The organism is Staphylococcus sp. EG-SA-17 (assembly GCF_017151845.1).
In the GTDB taxonomy this organism is placed as follows: Bacteria; Bacillota; Bacilli; order Staphylococcales; family Staphylococcaceae; genus Staphylococcus; species Staphylococcus aureus.
Map to the genome: position 1 here is coordinate 173,291 of NZ_JACVZO010000001.1, position 18,373 is coordinate 191,663.

The window sequence follows — 18,373 nt, forward strand, 5'->3', positions numbered from 1 at the left end:
AAATTTTGTAATGAAGTATTTATTAAAGGGAAAAATTTTGCTTCTATTACTTATATTGCTAACAATCATTTCGTTGTTTATAGGTGTCAGTGAACTGTCTATTAAAGATATCTTTCATTTATCAGACTCACAGCAAAATATATTGTTCTCAAGCCGAATACCGAGAACGATGAGTATTTTAATTGCTGGTAGTTCATTAGCTTTAGCTGGCCTAATCATGCAACAAATGATGCAAAATAAGTTTGTTAGTCCAACTACAGCTGGGACGATGGAGTGGGCAAAATTAGGTATCTTAATTGCCTTATTATTCTTTCCAACTGGTCATATTTTATTAAAATTAGTATTTGCTGTTATTTGCAGCATCGGCGGAACATTTTTATTTGTTAAAATTATTGATTTTATCAAAGTGAAAGATGTCATCTTTGTACCACTATTAGGGATTATGATGGGTGGCATTGTTGCTAGTTTTACAACGTTTATCTCATTACGTACGAACGCAGTTCAAAGCATTGGTAACTGGCTTAACGGGAACTTTGCCATTATCACAAGTGGACGTTATGAAATCTTGTATTTAAGTATTCCTCTTTTAGCATTGACATATCTTTTTGCGAATCATTTCACAATTGTAGGAATGGGTAAAGACTTTACCAATAATTTAGGTTTGAGTTACGAAAAATTAATTAACATCGCATTGTTTATTACTGCAACTATTACAGCATTGGTAGTGGTGACTGTTGGAACATTACCGTTCTTAGGACTAGTAATACCAAATATTATTTCGATTTATAGAGGCGATCATTTAAAAAATGCTATCCCTCATACGATGATGTTAGGTGCCATCTTTGTATTGTTTTCTGATATAGTTGGCAGAATTGTAGTTTATCCTTATGAAATTAATATTGGTTTAACAATAGGTGTATTTGGAACAATCATTTTCCTTATCTTACTTATGAAAGGTAGGAAAAATTATGCGCAACAATAATAAAAAAATAATGCTTTTAATTGTAGTCACGTTCTTAATTAGTATGCTGTACTTATTTGTTGGTATTGATTTTGAAATATTTGAATATCAATTTTCAAGTCGTTTAAGAAAGTTCATATTAATTATTTTAGTAGGTGCTGCCATTGCAACATCCGTTGTTATTTTCCAAGCGATTACAAATAATCGTTTATTGACACCATCAATAATGGGATTAGATGCAGTTTATTTATTTATCAAAGTATTGCCAGTCTTTTTATTTGGAATTCAATCGGTGTGGGTTACTAATGTATATTTGAATTTTATATTAACACTTATAACGATGGTGTTATTCGCACTAATCCTATTCCAAGGTATCTTTAAAATTGGACATTTTTCAATTTATTTTATCTTACTTATTGGTGTCCTTTTAGGAACATTTTTTAGAAGCATTACAGGTTTTATTCAATTGATTATGGATCCTGAATCATTTTTAGCAATACAAAGTAGTATGTTTGCTAATTTTAATGCCTCTAATTCGAATTTAGTTTCTTTTTCAGCAGTATTATTAGTAATCTTATTAGTCATTACAATTTTTCTATTGCCGTATTTAGATGTATTGCTTTTAGGTCGTGCTGAAGCAATTAATCTTGGTATATCGTATGAAAAATTAACGCGGATTCTACTTGTAATAGTTTCTGTCTTAGTTTCTGTGTCAACTGCATTAGTAGGACCAATTACATTTTTAGGCTTATTGACTGTAAATCTAGCGCATGAACTAATGAAGACGTATGAACATAAATATATATTAATCGCGACAATTTGCTTGAGTTGGATTAGTTTATTTAGTGCGCAATGGGTAGTTGAAAATGTGTTTGAGGCTACGACAGAAATGAGTATACTTATTGATTTAATTGGTGGAAGTTATTTCATTTATCTATTAGTTAGAAGGAGAAATGCGCAATGATTCAAGTTGGAAATTTAACTAAAACTATAAATAATCAAATGATATTGGACGATATTAGCATAGAAATTGAAAAAGGTAAGTTGACTTCTTTAATTGGACCTAATGGAGCAGGGAAGAGTACGTTACTTTCAGCGATATGTCGCTTAATTCGGTTTGATGAAGGGGAAGTAAAAATAGATGGACAGCTTATGTCTGATTATAAAAACAATGATTTGTCGAAAAAGATATCGATTTTAAAGCAAACGAACCATACAGAAATGAACATTACTGTAGAACAATTAGTTAATTTCGGACGATTCCCTTATTCTAAAGGACGTTTAACGAAAGAAGATCATGAAATTGTTAATGATGCTTTAGATTTGTTGCAATTACAAGATATTAGAAAGCGTAATATAAAATCATTGTCTGGTGGACAACGTCAACGTGCCTATATAGCGATGACCATTGCACAAGATACTGAATATATTCTTTTAGATGAACCGTTAAATAATTTAGATATGAAGCATGCTGTTCAAATTATGCAAACGTTAAAAATGTTAGCACATAAAATGAATAAAGCGATTGTCATTGTGTTACATGATATTAACTTTGCGTCCTGTTATTCAGATCAAATTGTAGCACTGAAAAACGGACAACTAGTTAAATCAGATTTGAAAGATAATGTCATTCAAAGTAGTGTTTTAAGTGATTTATATGACATGGATATTCAAATTGAACATATAAAAAATCAAAGGATTTGTTTATATTTTAAGGATTGATAATTCGGAAACACTTTAAAGGGGTGATGCACCAATTAAAGAAAGTTTAACTATAAATCATTTATTTATTTTTCACATCAAGCACACAGATTAAGCCAAAAGAGGAGAAAATTATATTATGAAGAAAACAGTCTTATATTTAGTAGTAGCAGTAATGTTTTTATTAGCAGCATGTGGTAACAATTCTGATAAAGAACAATCAAAATCAGAAACTAAAGGTTCTAAAGATACAGTGAAAATTGAAAACAACTATAAAATGCGTGGCGAGAAAAAAGATGGTAGCGATGCTAAAAAAGTTAAAGAAACTGTTGAAGTACCAAAAAATCCTAAAAATGCAGTTGTATTAGATTATGGTGCATTAGATGTAATGAAAGAAATGGGCTTATCAGACAAAGTAAAAGCATTACCTAAAGGGGAAGGCGGCAAGTCATTACCGAACTTCTTAGAGTCATTTAAAGATGACAAGTATACAAATGTTGGTAACTTGAAAGAAGTTAATTTCGATAAAATTGCAGCAACAAAACCAGAAGTAATCTTTATCTCAGGCCGTACAGCTAATCAAAAGAATTTAGATGAATTCAAAAAAGCTGCACCAAAAGCAAAAATTGTTTATGTTGGTGCAGATGAAAAGAACTTAATTGGTTCAATGAAACAAAACACTGAAAATATCGGTAAAATTTACGACAAAGAAGATAAAGCTAAAGAATTAAATAAAGATTTAGATAACAAAATTGCTTCAATGAAAGATAAAACTAAGAAGTTCAACAAATCAGTTATGTATTTATTAGTTAATGAAGGTGAATTATCTACTTATGGACCTAAAGGTCGTTTCGGTGGATTAGTTTACGATACATTAGGTTTCAACGCGGTTGATAAAAAAGTAAGCAATAGTAACCACGGACAAAATGTCTCTAACGAATACATTAATAAAGAAAATCCAGATGTTATTTTAGCAATGGATAGAGGACAGGCTGTAAGTGGTAAATCAACTGCGAAACAAGCATTAAATAATCCTGTATTAAAAAATGTTAAAGCAATTAAAGAAGACAAAGTTTATAATTTAGATCCTAAATTATGGTACTTTGCAGCTGGATCAACTACAACTACAATTAAACAAATTGAGGAACTTGAAAAAGTTGTAAAATAATTTTAAAAGTGGGGAACAATGGTTAAAGGTCTTAATCATTGTTCCCCACTTTTCTTTTAAAAAAGGAATCTGGGACGTTAATCAATGTCCTAGACTCTAAAATGTTCTGTTGTTTGTCGTTGGTTGAATGAACATGTACTTGTAACAAGTTCATTTCAATACCAGTGGGCTCCCAACATAGAGAAATTTGATTTCCAATTTCTACTGACAATGCAAGTTGGCGGGGCCCAAACATAGAGAATATCAAAAAGGAATTCTATAGAAGTGGTGCTTTATCATGTCTGTCCCACTCCCTATAATGTTTTGGCTATGTTGTTTAAATTTCGAAATAAATATGATAATGATATTTGCAGCGATTGTTAAATCGAGATTGACAATTTGGACAACGTTCAACCATCATATATTCATTGATTGTTAATTCGTGTTTGCATACACCGCATAAGATTGCTTTTTCGTTAAATGAAGGCTCAGACCAACGCTTAATGGCGTGCTTTTCAAACTCATTATGGCACTTATAGCATGGATAGTATTTATTACAACATTTAAATTTAATAGCAATAATATCTTCTTCGGTAAAATAATGGCGACAGCGTGTTTCAGTATCGATTAATGAACCATAAACTATAGGCATAGACAAAGCTCCTTAACTTACGATTCCTTTGGATGTTCACCAATAATGCGAACTTCACGATTTAATTCAATGCCAAATTTTTCTTTGACGGTCTTTTGTACATAATGAATAAGGTTTTCGTAATCTGTAGCAGTTCCATTGTCTACATTTACCATAAAACCAGCGTGTTTAGTTGAAACTTCAACGCCTCCAATACGGTGACCTTGCAAATTAGAATCTTGTATCAATTTACCTGCAAAATGACCAGGCGGTCTTTGGAATACACTACCACATGAAGGATACTCTAAAGGTTGTTTAGATTCTCTACGTTCTGTTAAATCATCCATTTTAGCTTGTATTTCAGTCATTTTACCAGGAGCTAAAGTAAATGCAGCTTCTAATACAACTAAGTGTTCTTTTTGAATAATGCTATTACGATAATCTAACTCTAATTCTTTTGTTGTAAGTTTAATTAATGAGCCTTGTTCGTTTACGCAAAGCGCATAGTCTATACAATCTTTAACTTCGCCACCATAAGCGCCAGCATTCATATACACAGCACCACCAATTGAACCTGGAATACCACATGCAAATTCAAGGCCAGTAAGTGCGTAATCACGAGCAACACGTGAGACATCAATAATTGCAGCGCCGCTACCGGCTATTATCGCATCATCAGATACTTCGATATGATCTAGTGATAATAAACTAATTACAATGCCACGAATACCACCTTCACGGATAATAATATTTGAGCCATTGCCTAAATATGTAACAGGAATCTCATTTTGATAGGCATATTTAACAACTGCTTGTACTTCTTCATTTTTAGTAGGGGTAATATAAAAGTCGGCATTACCACCTGTCTTAGTATAAGTGTATCGTTTTAAAGGTTCGTCAACTTTAATTTTTTCATTTGGGATAAGTTGTTGTAAAGCTTGATAGATGTCTTTATTTATCACTTCTCAGTACATCCTTTCTCGTGTCTTTAATATCATATAGTATTATACCAATTTTAAAATTCATTTGCGAAAATTGAAAAGAAAGTATTAGAATTAGTATAATTATAAAATACGGCACTATTGTCGTTATAAGTATTTTTTACATAGTTTTTCAAAGTATTTTTGCTTTTGCATCTCATATTGTCTAATTGTAAAGCTATGTTGCAATATTTGATGCTTTTTAGTATTGAATTGTAAAGCAATCTCATCATTAGTCGATAAGAGATAATCAAGTGCAAGATAAGATTCAAATGTTTGGGTATTCATTTGAATGATATGTAGACGCACCTGTTGTTTTAGTTCATGAAAATTATTAAACTTCGCCATCATAACTTTCTTATTATATTTATGATGCAAGCGATAAAACCCAACATAATTTAAACGTTTTTCATCTAAGGATGTAATATCATGCAAATTTTCTACACCTACTAAAATATCTAAAATTGGCTCTGTTGAATATTTAAAATGATGCGTACCACCAATATGTTTTGTATATTTTACTGGGCTGTCTAAGAGGTTGAATAATAATGATTCAATTTCGGTGTATTGTGATTGAAAACAATTAGTTAAATCACTATTAATGAATGGTTGAACATTTGAATACATGATAAACTCCTTTGATATTGAAAATTAATTTAATCACGATAAAGTCTGGAATACTATAACATAATTCATTTTCATAATAAACATGTTTTTGTATAATGAATCTGTTAAGGAGTGCAATCATGAAAAAAATTGTTATTATCGCTGTTTTAGCGATTTTATTTGTAGTAATAAGTGCTTGTGGTAATAAAGAAAAAGAGGCACAACATCAATTTACTAAGCAATTTAAAGATGTTGAGCAAAAACAAAAAGAATTACAACATGTCATGGATAATATACATTTGAAAGAAATTGATCATCTAAGTAAAACTGATACAACTGATAAAAATAGTAAAGAATTTAAGGCACTACAAGAAGATGTTAAAAACCATCTCATACCTAAATTTGAAGCATATTATAAGTCAGCAAAAAATTTGCCTGATGATACAATGAAAGTTAAGAAATTAAAAAAAGAATATATGACGCTTGCAAATGAGAAGAAGGATGCGATATATCAATTAAAAAAATTCATAGGTTTATGTAATCAATCTATCAAGTATAACGAAGACATTTTAGATTATACGAAACAATTTGAAAAAAATAGATACAAAGTTGAATCAGAAATTAAATTAGCTGATAATAAAAGTGAAGCAACTAATCTTACGACAAAATTAGAACATAATAATAAAGCGTTAAGAGATACTGCGAAGAAGAACCTAGATGATAGTAAAGAAAATGAAGTAAAAGGCGCGATTAAAAATCACATTATGCCAATGATTGAAAAACAAATTACCGATATTAACCAAACTAATATTAGTGATAAGCATGTTAATAATGCAAGGAAAAACGCAATAGAAATGTATTACAGTCTGCAGAACTATTATAATACACGTATTGAAACAATAAAGGTTAGTGAGAAGTTATCAAAAGTCGATGTAGATAAGTTGCCGAAAAAGGGTATAGATATAACTCACGGCGATAAAGCCTTTGAAAAAAAGCTTGAAAAATTAGAAGAAAAATAACTATAATCATTTTTCAAAGTTAAAAATTTTGAATTTATGGTTAACATGTCAACTTACTATGTGTATAATGGTAAACATTGATATTAACTATATGTATAAAAATGTCACGCAGATGCTATTTAAATGTGATAAATATTTTTAGAGGTGAATAGAGTGGCTATAAAGCTAAGTTCAATTGACCAATTTGAACAGGTTATTGAGGAAAATAAATATGTTTTTGTATTAAAACATAGTGAAACTTGTCCAATATCGGCAAATGCGTACGATCAATTTAATAAATTTTTATATGAACGCGATATGGACGGTTATTATTTGATTGTCCAACAAGAACGCGATTTGTCAGATTATATTGCTAAAAAAACGAATGTTAAACATGAATCACCTCAAGCATTTTATTTTGTAAATGGTGAAATGGTTTGGAATCGAGACCACGGTGATATTAATGTGTCGTCATTAGCACAAGCAGAAGAATAATGAAAATATAGGGTTGGAACATTTTGCCTTACACTACTAGACGTGAATAGCACAACTTAAATTCGTGTGAATCAGGGTAGTTCGGCTATAATGATGTTCTGACCTTTTATTTTTTGTAACCTATAGAAGTAGTTAAGTTAGTACTTTTTTACAAACATATGTATAATGTATTCGAGTATTTTTATTGAAAATATTTTGGAAAACGACGAATCCAATAAGAAAATTTAAACATGATTTGTAAGTTAGTTTAATAGGAAATACATGCTAAGCCAGAAGAAACATACTGTTATTTACTGGAATAATTAATAATCATGTCATGTAAAATGTTCGCATATAATCACGAGATAAAATCTAAAATTTAAGATTAATCTTTTAAGAATAAAAAACGTATCACAACAAATAATAAAGTAAGGTGGTCAAGGTTATGAAAGTATTAGTAGCCATGGATGAGTTTCATGGAATTATTTCGAGTTATCAAGCTAATAGATATGTTGAAGAGGCAGTTGCAAGCCAAATTGAAACTGCAGATGTAGTTCAAGTACCATTGTTTAATGGAAGACATGAATTATTAGATTCTGTATTTTTATGGCAATCTGGGCAAAAGTATCGTATACCAGTACATGATGCAGATATGAATGAAGTTGAAGGTGTTTACGGACAAACTGATACAGGGATGACCGTTATCGAGGGGAATTTATTTTTAAAAGGTAAAAAACCAATTGTTGAACGAACAAGTTATGGTTTAGGAGAAATGATTAAACATGCATTAGATAACGACGCAAAACATGTTGTAATTTCACTAGGTGGGATTGATAGTTTTGATGCTGGTGCAGGTATGTTACAAGCATTAGGTGCTCAATTCTATGATGACGAAGGGCGTGTCGTAGATATGAGACAAGGTGCTGGTGTAATTAAATATATTCGTCGTATGGATATGTCAAACTTACACCCTAAAATGGAAACAGCAAGAATTCAAGTAATGTCGGATTTTTCAAGTCGATTATATGGTAAGCAAAGTGAAATCATGCAAACTTATGATGCGCATCAGTTGAATCATAATCAAGCAGCAGAAATCGATAATTTAATTTGGTATTTTAGTGAGTTATTTAAAAGTGAATTGAAAATTGCAATTGGTCCAGTTGAACGTGGTGGTGCTGGTGGTGGAATTGCAGCAGTCTTGAATGGACTGTATCAAGTTGAAATATTAACCAGTCATGCATTAGTAGACCAACTAACACATTTAGAAAATTTAGTTGAACAAGCGGATTTAATTATTTTTGGAGAAGGATTAAACGAAAATGATCAGTTGCTAGAAACGACAACATTGCGTATTGCAGAACTTTGTCATAAACATCAAAAGGTTGCCATTGCAATTTGTGCAACTGCTGAAAAGTTTGATTTATTTGAATCACAAGGGATTACAGCAATGTTTAATACCTTTATCGATATGCCGGAAAGTTATACTGACTTTAAAATGGGATTACAAATTAGGCATTATACTGTTCAGTCTTTAAAACTGTTGAAAACACATTTTAATGTTGAGGTTTAGTAAAGAAGGACTAAATTGGTGATGCTGTCATGATGGTTAATAACATTTATGATGGTTAGCAAAACGAATTAGAAGATCGAAAGTATACGTAAAAAATATGAAAAATCACGCTATCATTGCACTGAATGTTAGCGTGATTTTTTATATTAATTAAGCTTGAGTTGAACTAGTATATAATCGTTTGTTTTTAGTGATTTTCAGCGATATCTTCTACAATTCCAATGATTACTTGTACTGCTTTTTCCATGACATCAATGGATGCATATTCATATGGGCCGTGGAAGTTACCGCAACCTGTAAAGATGTTTGGAGTTGGTAACCCCATAAATGACAATTGTGAACCATCTGTACCACCGCGAATAGGTTCAGTGTTTGCTGGAATATCTAATTTGGCAAAGACACGTTTAGGTATATCAATAATATGAGGCAATGGTAATATTTTTTCTGCCATATTGAAATATTGATCCGATATATCAACTTTAACTGGATAATTTTCAAAATGGGCATTGATATCGTCACGTATTTCTAAAATACGTTTCTTACGCAATTCGAATTGTTTTTTATCATGATCACGAATAATGTATTGCAAAGTTGCTTTTTCAACAGTTCCTTCAAAGTTCATTAAGTGATAAAAGCCTTCGTATCCTTCTGTTCGCTCCGGAACTTCACTATCAGGTAGCAAACTATCGAATTGTTCACCTAAACGTATTGCGTTTACCATTGCATTTTTAGCTGAACCAGGATGTACATTCACACCGTGGCATGTAATAATCGCTTCAGCAGCGTTAAAGCTTTCATATTGTAATTCTCCATATTGACTACCATCCATAGTATAAGCAAAATCGGCATTGAAGCGGTCAACATCAAATTTATGTGGACCACGACCGATTTCTTCGTCTGGTGTAAATCCAATGCGAATGGTACCATGTTTAATTTCTGGATGTTCTTGTAAATAACAAATAGCTTCCATAATTTCCACAATACCCGCTTTATCGTCTGCACCTAGTAACGATGTACCATCAGTTACCATTAATGTATGACCAACTAAACTGTTAAGTTCTGGAAATACTTTAGGATCTAAGACACGTTTAGTATTGCCTAGTTTGTATGGCTTACCATCATAGTTTTCAATAATTTGCAGTTTAACATTTGAAGCATTGAAATCAGGTGATGTATCAACATGCGCCAAAAATCCAACTGTTGGGACGTCGACATCGATGTTACTTTCTAATGTAGCAAATAAGTAGCCATTTTCATCTAAATCAGTTGGCAATCCTAATTGTTGTAATTCTTTTTCTAATAAATGTAACAAATCCCATTGCTTTTCAGTTGAAGGTGTTGTTGTAGATTTTGGATCAGATTGCGTATCAATTGTCGTATATCTTGTTAATCTATCTATCAATTGGTTCTTCATTATATTCGACCCCTTAAACTCTATTATTCATGTTGTAAGATTTTTTATATGTCTTACCTTTGATTTTACCATACAGTTGTTTGATACGTGTGTATAGGTAATATAGAATTTCAGAAACTAATATACCGAAAGCAATCGCACCTGAAATCAGTGTAACTTCTAAAAATGTATTTACAGCACTTGTATAATCATTCGATACTAAAAAACGAGTCGCTTGATAAGCTGCACCACCAGGTACTAATGGTATAATGCCTGGCACTATGAATATAATTACCGGTCGTTTATATCTGCGACTCATAGTATGACTCATTAAGCCTAAAATTAAGCTTCCCAAAAATGAAGCGCCAACTTTTCCAAACTCTAAATCTACCGTTAATTGGTAAATCGTCCATGCAATGGCACCTACAAATCCACATGCTACTAAGAGACGTTTGGGTGCATTGAAAATGATAGAGAAAAGTACTGTTGATATAAAGCTGATTGTAAAATGAAATAAATAAAATAGCATGCTTTAACAGTCCTTCCTTAAATGATTAATAAAACGATAGCGACACCAGCACCGATTGCGAATGCTGTTAATGCAGCTTCAACACCGCGAGACATACCTGCAAGTAATTCACCCGCTAATAAATCTCGAATGGCATTGGTAATTAATATACCAGGGACAAGTGGCATGACACTGGCTATAGTAATGATATCTTGATTGGTTGCAATACCTAATTTAGTAAATGTAGCTGCAATTGATATGACCACAGCGGCTGCAACAAACTCTGAGAAAAATTTAATTTGTATATAGCGTTGCACAAAGCTGAATGTTAAAAATGCGGATCCACCAGCAATGACTGCAATCCAACAATCTGATGCGACACCTCCAAACATAAATAGGAAGAAGCCACATGCAATGGCAGCTGCAAAGAAATTCGTTAAAAAAGAATATTGTAATGATGCATGCTGTAAATGAATAAATTCAGATTTAGCTTCATCAATTGTGAGTTCTTTATTTGATATTTTACGTGAAAGACTATTCGTTAAAGCGATTTTCTCTAAATCTGTTGTACGCTCTTGTACACGAATTAATCTTGTACTTGTTCGATCGTTTAATGAAAAAATAATTGCAGTTGAACTGACAAAACTATATGTATTATGAAGACCATAACTATGTGCGATACGGTTCATTGTATCTTCAACTCGATATGTTTCAGCACCTGATTCAAGTAAAATTCTACCTGCAATTAATACAACATCAATCACTTTGTTTTCATCTATAATTGTGATTGAATCTGGCATATCAATTCACCTCCAATGATATGTGTTATTTATTTGAACAATTGAAGTTTACAACTTGTTGTTGCAACTTTCAATAGTGAGACTTTATGTTAGTATGATGAACTTGTATGGTTCAAATTTAAATAAGAAAAACTGTTAATCTTTGCTATTATACTATGATTTAATAATAGCAAAGGATTAACAGTTTTGTCGTTGTTATAAATTGATAATAGGGTTAAACATTACTTTGTTTCGCCCTTGATTTTTGGCTACATGCACCATATCGTCTGCATCTTTAAACACTTTACGCTGTGATTTTGGATCGTCATCTGTTAAATAACCAACACCGATAGATACTGACAATTTAATAACTTCTTTGTTTGGTAAATGGAATGATGATTTTTCAACACCCGAACGAATATTTTCAGCTAATTTAACACTTTGATCAAGTGAATAATTGTGAATGACAACTGAGAACTCTTCGCCACCATTTCTAAAAATTTTAAATTGATTCGGCACATAGTTTTTAAGTAATTGAGACATTTGTTTTAATACAGCATCACCTGATTTGTGTGAGTAGGTATCATTGACATCTTTAAATCCATCGATATCGATTAATAATAATGCGATACTTTGATGTTCTTTTTCAGCTTTTCGTGAAATTTCATTTAAATGTCTATCAAATTCTTTTACATTGCCTAAGCCTGTTAAGTAATCATATTTATCTTCGTTTTCATAACGATTTACGAGTGAGAAGAAATGCCAAATATCGACAAATGTTATCGCAGAAGCTAAAGTGATAATTAATGAAATTGGTATTAAAATGATAACTTCCGATAGTGTGTAAATAGGACTCACTAATGCGACACCAAATAAAATGATTATTGTAACAACATTAAGTATTAATAATGATAGCACATCATTTTGTTTTAAAAATGGTCCAATAGCACTTGTTACTGCGGCAATTACAATCAACGTAACACCGTACATAATCGAGTTGTTAAATACTACAATTTCAACAATTGCTACAATTACTGTGGCAGATAATGTATAGACCATATTTGTAAATCTACCTAAAAACAATAAAGGAACGAATGTTAAGTGAATTAAATAATCTTCACGATAAGGGATAGGGTAGACAGATAATAATAATGATACGATTGTCATTAAAACAGTGACATAAGCCTTAGAAAAAACCATACGTTTGTTTTCTGAATACTGTAAGCGATGGAATAAATAGATTCCAGCGACTATAACAGATATATTGTATATAAATGCTTCGAACATGTCTGAATCGACTCCTTTAATTGACCACTAGCTATTGTAAGTGAAAACTTACAATTTGTCATTAGTTTACATATAAAATTAATGTATGATATAGACTTTGATGTTAAAATGTTGCCTTAAATGATATGATGAAAAAATGAATAATAGGCGATATATAAGAAATGAATCGTATAGTTGTAAATATGATATCATTAATTGAGCGAATTAATTTATAATAAAGCTATAAGATATACGAAGAAAATAGATATATCATTCTATAAAGACAATATTAAATAAATATAACGTTAAAAACAATTAATATCGATGAAGGTGAATAAATGGTTACATTATTACTAGTTGCAGTAACAATGATTGTCAGTTTGACGATAACACCAATTGTTATTGCAATATCGAAAAGATTAAATTTAGTTGATAAACCAAATTTTAGAAAAGTACACACTAAACCTATTTCAGTTATGGGTGGTACAGTGATTCTCTTTTCATTTTTAATAGGTATTTGGATTGGTCATCCTATTGAAACAGAAATCAAACCACTTATTATTGGTGCGATTATTATGTACGTACTTGGGCTTGTAGATGATATCTACGATTTGAAACCGTATATAAAATTGGCTGGTCAAATTGCCGCTGCCTTAGTAGTTGCTTTTTATGGTGTGACTATTGATTTTATTTCGTTGCCAATGGGTACAACGATTCATTTTGGATTTCTTAGTATTCCAATTACTGTGATTTGGATTGTTGCTATTACAAATGCAATTAACTTAATTGATGGACTCGATGGTTTGGCGTCGGGTGTTTCTGCAATAGGACTCATTACAATAGGATTCATTGCAATTTTACAAGCTAATATTTTCATAACGATGATTTGTTGTGTTTTATTAGGCTCTTTAATTGGGTTTTTATTTTACAATTTCCATCCTGCCAAAATATTTTTAGGTGATAGTGGGGCTTTAATGATTGGATTTATCATCGGATTCCTTTCTTTGCTCGGATTCAAAAATATTACAATTATTGCATTGTTCTTCCCAATTGTTATCCTAGCAGTGCCATTCATTGATACTTTGTTCGCAATGATTCGACGTGTGAAAAAAGGGCAGCATATAATGCAAGCTGATAAATCGCATTTGCATCATAAACTATTAGCATTAGGCTACACACATAGACAAACAGTATTATTAATCTATTCAATCTCTATTTTATTTAGTCTTTCGAGCATTATCTTGTATGTATCGCCACCATTAGGTGTTGTATTAATGTTTATATTAATCATATTTAGCATTGAATTAATTGTTGAATTTACAGGATTAATAGATAACAACTACCGACCAATATTAAATTTAATTAGTCGGAAATCGTCACACAAAGAAGATTAGATTTTAAAACGGTAAGTAATAAAATAAAAAATGATGTCTGTACTTTTATGTTGTTATAAAGGAAGGCATACTCACAAAAAACACTAGCATGGAACGTGCTTTCAAAATTGCAAAGTAACAATACGCAATTAGAGTTAGCCATCCTAAGCTAGTGTTTTTATTTTTATTCAGTTGGTATATCGAAAGGTAACTGCTTTGGAGTTTCTTCAGTCAAATCGAAATTTCCAGCAGTCATTTGATTTAAAAAGTTAATAAACGCTTCATAGTCACTTTTAACGACATCGATATAGTAGCTTACCTTATCAGTGTATGTTTGGTTTCTTAACATAAAATGAGTTGAAGCTAATTCATATTCAAATTTACCAGTTTGATCATAATTCAGTGTTACTATACATGGTACTGCTTCTCGTAGTTCGACACGTCCGACATCATAAATGACGTCTCTAACAGCACCGCTATAGGCGCGAATTAAACCGCCGCCACCTAATTTAATACCACCAAAATATCTTGTTACTACGACACACGCATTATGAACATCGAGCTTTTTTAATATGTCTAACATTGGGACACCGGCAGTTCCTGTCGGTTCACCATCATCATTCGCTTTTTGAATATTCATTTCAGGTCCAATAGTATATGCAGAACAATTATGAGTGGCATCTTTATGTTCTTTTTTTATTGCAGCAATAAATGCTTTAGCTTCATCTTCATTTTGAACAGGTTTGATATGAGCAATGAATTTTGATTTACTAATCACATTTTCAATAATGTGTTCTTTTTTAACAGTAATGATATTTTGTGTCATAATAACTCCTTAATTCATAAGCTTAAGATTATTTAATCTTCATTATACACTGAAAATGACATGACTATAAATCGTTTGATTGCCATTTTCTTTTTAACTGAAATATTGTATCATTGCTATGAGTATATTTTAGGAGGACGACTATGAAAATTGCTGTGATGACCGATTCTACAAGTTATCTGTCGCAGGACTTAATCGATAAATATAATATTCAAATAGCGCCATTAAGTGTGACTTTTGATGATGGGAAGAACTTTACAGAAAGTAATGAAATAGCAATTGAAGAATTTTATAATAAAATGGCATCGTCTCAAACGATTCCAACAACAAGCCAACCAGCAATTGGCGAATGGATTACTAAATATGAAATGCTAAGAGATCAAGGTTACACAGATATCATTGTCATTTGCTTATCAAGTGGAATTAGTGGAAGTTATCAATCTAGTTATCAAGCAGGGGAAATGGTTGAAGGTGTTAATGTACATGCATTTGATAGTAAGCTTGCAGCAATGATTGAAGGTTGTTATGTATTACGTGCTATTGAAATGGTTGAAGAAGGATACGAACCACAGCAAATTATTGATGATTTAACTAATATGCGTGAACACACTGGTGCATATTTAATTGTTGATGACTTAAAGAATTTACAAAAAAGTGGTCGAATTACTGGTGCTCAAGCATGGGTTGGAACATTATTAAAAATGAAGCCAGTTCTTAAGTTTGAAGATGGCAAGATTATACCAGAAGAAAAAGTTCGTACTAAAAAGCGTGCCATTCAAACATTAGAAAAGAAAGTGTTAGACATTGTAAAAGACTTTGAAGAAGTAACTTTATTTGTCATAAATGGAGATCATTTTGAAGATGGTCAAGCGTTATACAAAAAGTTACAAGAAGATTGTCCTTCAGGTTATCAAGTAGCATACTCTGAGTTTGGTCCAGTTGTTGCAGCACATTTAGGTTCTGGTGGATTAGGTTTAGGCTATGTTGGCAGAAAAATAAGATTAACATAATTATAAAATTTTAATAAAAGAGTCTATATTGTAATTGGAAATTATCTCTTGCATACATGGCTTTAAATGTTCATCATTTGAATGTCAAAATGCTAAAGATATAAGAAAATCATTATAATATTAGACTCTTTTTTACGTTGAAATGAGGTTTTAAGCATTAAACATTACGGGAAATTAATTCATCCTCATACTTCACTTACTAATGAAAAAATTAAAAAAGAAGTAACAGGTGTCATCAAACAAAATTCAAACTATTATTGTGTTCAATGTGAAAGTACAAATCCAAAGCATTTTTATCAGTATGATTCCTCAGTACATTCCAAAAAAATTGTATATTGCAGAAATTGTATATCACTGGGTCGAATGGATAATGTAACAAGATATAAAATAACAGAGAGTTCGCAAAGTTCATCACAAGCCTATTATCATCTCTCATTTGAATTGTCGGAACAGCAGTCTTATGCCTCAGAACATATTGTTCGAGCCATTAGAATGAGACAAACGATTTTGTTATATGCAGTAACAGGTGCAGGTAAGACAGAAATGATGTTTCAAGGCATTCAATATGCAAGACGACAGGGAGATAATATAGCTATTGTGTCACCACGTGTAGATGTTGTTGTAGAAATTAGTAAACGTATTAAAGACGCATTTCTTAATGAAGATATAGACATACTACACCAGCAATCAAGTCAACAATTTGAAGGGCATTTTGTTGTATGCACAGTGCATCAACTTTACCGATTCAAACAGCACTTTGATACTATTTTTATTGATGAAGTCGATGCCTTTCCTTTATCAATGGATAAAAGTTTACAACAAGCATTGAAGTCATCTTCTAAAGTTGAACATGCAACAATTTATATGACAGCAACACCACCGAAACAACTTCTGTCAGAGATTCCCCACGAAAATGTAATTAAATTGCCAGCTCGCTTTCATAAAAAATCACTTCCAGTTCCTAAATATCGCTATTTCAAACTCAATAATAATAAGATTCAGAAAATGTTATATCGAATTTTACAAGATCAAATTAATAAACAACGTTATACACTGGTGTTTTTTAACAATATAGAAACAATGATTAAAACATTTTCGGTTTATAAGCAGAAAATTACTAAATTAACATATGTCCATAGCGAGGATGTTTTTCGCTTTGAAAAAGTTGAACAATTAAGGAATGGACAATTTGATGTCATTTTTACTACGACAATATTAGAACGTGGATTTACAATGGCAAATTTGGATGTGGTTGTTATCGATGCGCATCAATATACTCAAGAGGCTTTAATACAAATTGCTGGACGTGTTGGACGAAAATTAGAATGTCCTACTGGAAAAGTATTGTTTTTTCATGAAGGAGTAAGTATGAATATGATTCAAGCTAAAAAAGAGATTCAAAAGATGAACAAATTAGCATTAAAAAGAGGTTGGATTGATGAATAATTGTTTGAGTTGTGGTGCTAAGTTATATGAAAATATAACCATTTATAATTTGTTCAAGAAACCTAATAGATTATGTGACAGATGCAAAGAGAATTGGGACAATATTAAACTTGATATTAAAGCAAGGCGATGTTCAAGATGCTTAAAATACTTAAATCAAAATGAAGCGTATTGTTTAGACTGCAAGTTTCTATCGGCACACTTTAATTTAATGGAACAATTATATTGTCAATTTCAATATGATGGTTTAATGAAAGAGATGATACATCAGTATAAATTTTTGAAAGACTATTATTTATGTGAATTATTGGCACATTTGATTGAAATACCACAAACATCTTATGACTATATTGTGCCAATTCCTTCTTCGCCGGCACATGATTTATCTAGAACATTTAACCCGGTAGAAGCAGTACTAAAAGCTAAAGGGATTCGCTTTGATAAGATTTTAAAGATGTCAAATAGACCAAAACAGTCTCATTTAACTAAGAAAGAGCGTCTGGCAGATGAAAATCCATTTATTATTGATACGGAATTAGATTTGAACGGCAAGGAAATATTACTCGTTGACGATATTTATACAACTGGATTAACAATTCATCGTGCAGGGTGTAAATTATATGCTAAAAATATCAGAAAATTCAAAGTGTTTGCGTTTGCACGATAGCGTAAAAATGTTAAAATATAATAAAGAGTTACCAATA

19 protein-coding genes are annotated in these 18,373 nt (G+C 31.4%); 11 read left to right on the forward strand and 8 right to left on the reverse strand.

What is annotated here, in order from left to right; translation table 11 throughout:
- The first annotated feature begins 10 nt into the window (after nt 1–10).
- From IDG65_RS00870 to IDG65_RS00885, 4 genes are all read left to right on the forward strand, one after another.
- A complete protein-coding gene (locus tag IDG65_RS00870) occupies nt 11–982 on the forward strand; it encodes an ABC transporter permease (protein WP_000876310.1) in 972 nt (323 codons plus the stop codon).
- Nucleotides 969–1,925: an iron chelate uptake ABC transporter family permease subunit gene (locus IDG65_RS00875; protein WP_001245585.1), complete on the forward strand. Its 957-nt coding sequence runs from the start codon at nt 969–971 to the stop codon at nt 1,923–1,925. Before IDG65_RS00870 ends, IDG65_RS00875 begins: the two co-directional genes overlap by 14 nt.
- Nucleotides 1,922–2,683: an iron ABC transporter ATP-binding protein gene (locus IDG65_RS00880; RefSeq protein ID WP_000616864.1), complete on the forward strand. Its 762-nt coding sequence runs from the start codon at nt 1,922–1,924 to the stop codon at nt 2,681–2,683. The genes IDG65_RS00875 and IDG65_RS00880 overlap by 4 nt, the downstream gene beginning before the upstream one ends.
- A gap of 118 nt (nt 2,684–2,801) precedes the next feature.
- The gene (locus IDG65_RS00885; protein ID WP_000754457.1) at nt 2,802–3,830 is read left to right on the forward strand and encodes a ferrated catecholamine ABC transporter substrate-binding lipoprotein SstD; all 1,029 of its coding nucleotides are present in this window, start codon (nt 2,802–2,804) and stop codon (nt 3,828–3,830) included.
- Between the two features lie 316 nt (nt 3,831–4,146).
- Here IDG65_RS00885 and IDG65_RS00890 read toward each other — a convergent pair whose 3' ends face one another.
- The 3 genes from IDG65_RS00890 to IDG65_RS00900 form a co-directional block, all read right to left on the reverse strand.
- On the reverse strand, nt 4,147–4,461 hold the full coding sequence (locus tag IDG65_RS00890; RefSeq protein WP_001123293.1) for a CHY zinc finger protein: 315 nt from the start codon (nt 4,459–4,461) through the stop codon (nt 4,147–4,149).
- A gap of 17 nt (nt 4,462–4,478) precedes the next feature.
- On the reverse strand, nt 4,479–5,402 hold the full coding sequence (murB, locus tag IDG65_RS00895; RefSeq protein ID WP_000608440.1) for a UDP-N-acetylmuramate dehydrogenase: 924 nt from the start codon (nt 5,400–5,402) through the stop codon (nt 4,479–4,481).
- A 126-nt stretch (nt 5,403–5,528) separates the two neighbouring features.
- A complete protein-coding gene (locus tag IDG65_RS00900; protein ID WP_000287204.1) occupies nt 5,529–6,047 on the reverse strand; it encodes a GrpB family protein in 519 nt (172 codons plus the stop codon).
- Nucleotides 6,048–6,166: 119 nt separating this feature from the next.
- Here IDG65_RS00900 and IDG65_RS00905 point away from each other — a divergent pair, with 119 nt between their 5' ends.
- The 3 genes from IDG65_RS00905 (at nt 6,167) to IDG65_RS00915 (ending at nt 9,068) form a co-directional block, all read left to right on the forward strand.
- Nucleotides 6,167–7,045 carry an EMYY motif lipoprotein gene (locus IDG65_RS00905; RefSeq protein WP_000724887.1) on the forward strand — a complete coding sequence of 293 codons (879 nt, stop codon included), beginning with the start codon at nt 6,167–6,169 and terminating at the stop codon, nt 7,043–7,045.
- Nucleotides 7,046–7,198: 153 nt separating this feature from the next.
- Entirely contained in the window at nt 7,199–7,519 is a 321-nt protein-coding gene (gene ytxJ / locus IDG65_RS00910) for a bacillithiol system redox-active protein YtxJ (RefSeq protein ID WP_000985617.1), read from the forward strand.
- Between the two features lie 424 nt (nt 7,520–7,943).
- Nucleotides 7,944–9,068, forward strand: a complete 1,125-nt coding sequence (locus IDG65_RS00915) for a glycerate kinase (RefSeq protein WP_052997560.1) — start codon at nt 7,944–7,946, stop codon at nt 9,066–9,068.
- Nucleotides 9,069–9,255: 187 nt separating this feature from the next.
- Here IDG65_RS00915 and pepT read toward each other — a convergent pair whose 3' ends face one another.
- The 4 genes from pepT to gdpS all read right to left on the reverse strand — a co-directional run bounded on the left by pepT (nt 9,256) and on the right by gdpS (nt 13,035).
- Nucleotides 9,256–10,482, reverse strand: coding sequence for a peptidase T (gene pepT / locus IDG65_RS00920; RefSeq protein WP_000795819.1), 1,227 nt, complete (start codon nt 10,480–10,482; stop codon nt 9,256–9,258).
- A 13-nt stretch (nt 10,483–10,495) separates the two neighbouring features.
- Nucleotides 10,496–10,990, reverse strand: a complete 495-nt coding sequence (locus tag IDG65_RS00925) for a threonine/serine exporter family protein (protein ID WP_000899890.1) — start codon at nt 10,988–10,990, stop codon at nt 10,496–10,498.
- Nucleotides 10,991–11,007: 17 nt separating this feature from the next.
- Nucleotides 11,008–11,769 carry a threonine/serine exporter family protein gene (locus IDG65_RS00930; RefSeq protein WP_001113406.1) on the reverse strand — a complete coding sequence of 254 codons (762 nt, stop codon included), beginning with the start codon at nt 11,767–11,769 and terminating at the stop codon, nt 11,008–11,010.
- A 195-nt stretch (nt 11,770–11,964) separates the two neighbouring features.
- Nucleotides 11,965–13,035: a GGDEF domain-containing protein GdpS gene (gene gdpS / locus IDG65_RS00935; protein WP_000460983.1), complete on the reverse strand. Its 1,071-nt coding sequence runs from the start codon at nt 13,033–13,035 to the stop codon at nt 11,965–11,967.
- A gap of 317 nt (nt 13,036–13,352) precedes the next feature.
- On the opposite strand from gdpS, the gene IDG65_RS00940 reads away from it, so the two are divergent.
- The gene (locus IDG65_RS00940) at nt 13,353–14,408 is read left to right on the forward strand and encodes a glycosyltransferase family 4 protein (RefSeq protein ID WP_000258149.1); all 1,056 of its coding nucleotides are present in this window, start codon (nt 13,353–13,355) and stop codon (nt 14,406–14,408) included.
- A gap of 163 nt (nt 14,409–14,571) precedes the next feature.
- On the opposite strand, the gene IDG65_RS00945 is transcribed toward IDG65_RS00940, so the two are convergent.
- A complete protein-coding gene (locus IDG65_RS00945) occupies nt 14,572–15,213 on the reverse strand; it encodes a YigZ family protein (protein WP_000192942.1) in 642 nt (213 codons plus the stop codon).
- Nucleotides 15,214–15,356: 143 nt separating this feature from the next.
- Between IDG65_RS00945 and fakB1 the strand changes: the two genes are divergently transcribed.
- The 3 genes from fakB1 to IDG65_RS00960 all read left to right on the forward strand — a co-directional run bounded on the left by fakB1 (nt 15,357) and on the right by IDG65_RS00960 (nt 18,336).
- Complete coding sequence (fakB1, locus tag IDG65_RS00950; RefSeq protein ID WP_000686344.1) at nt 15,357–16,223, forward strand: fatty acid kinase binding subunit FakB1; 867 nt, start codon at nt 15,357–15,359, stop codon at nt 16,221–16,223.
- Between the two features lie 363 nt (nt 16,224–16,586).
- Nucleotides 16,587–17,669 carry an ATP-dependent helicase ComFA gene (locus IDG65_RS00955; RefSeq protein ID WP_001670292.1) on the forward strand — a complete coding sequence of 361 codons (1,083 nt, stop codon included), beginning with the start codon at nt 16,587–16,589 and terminating at the stop codon, nt 17,667–17,669.
- Nucleotides 17,662–18,336 carry a ComF family protein gene (locus IDG65_RS00960; RefSeq protein WP_001057974.1) on the forward strand — a complete coding sequence of 225 codons (675 nt, stop codon included), beginning with the start codon at nt 17,662–17,664 and terminating at the stop codon, nt 18,334–18,336. The genes IDG65_RS00955 and IDG65_RS00960 overlap by 8 nt, the downstream gene beginning before the upstream one ends.
- Nucleotides 18,337–18,373: the final 37 nt, after the last annotated feature.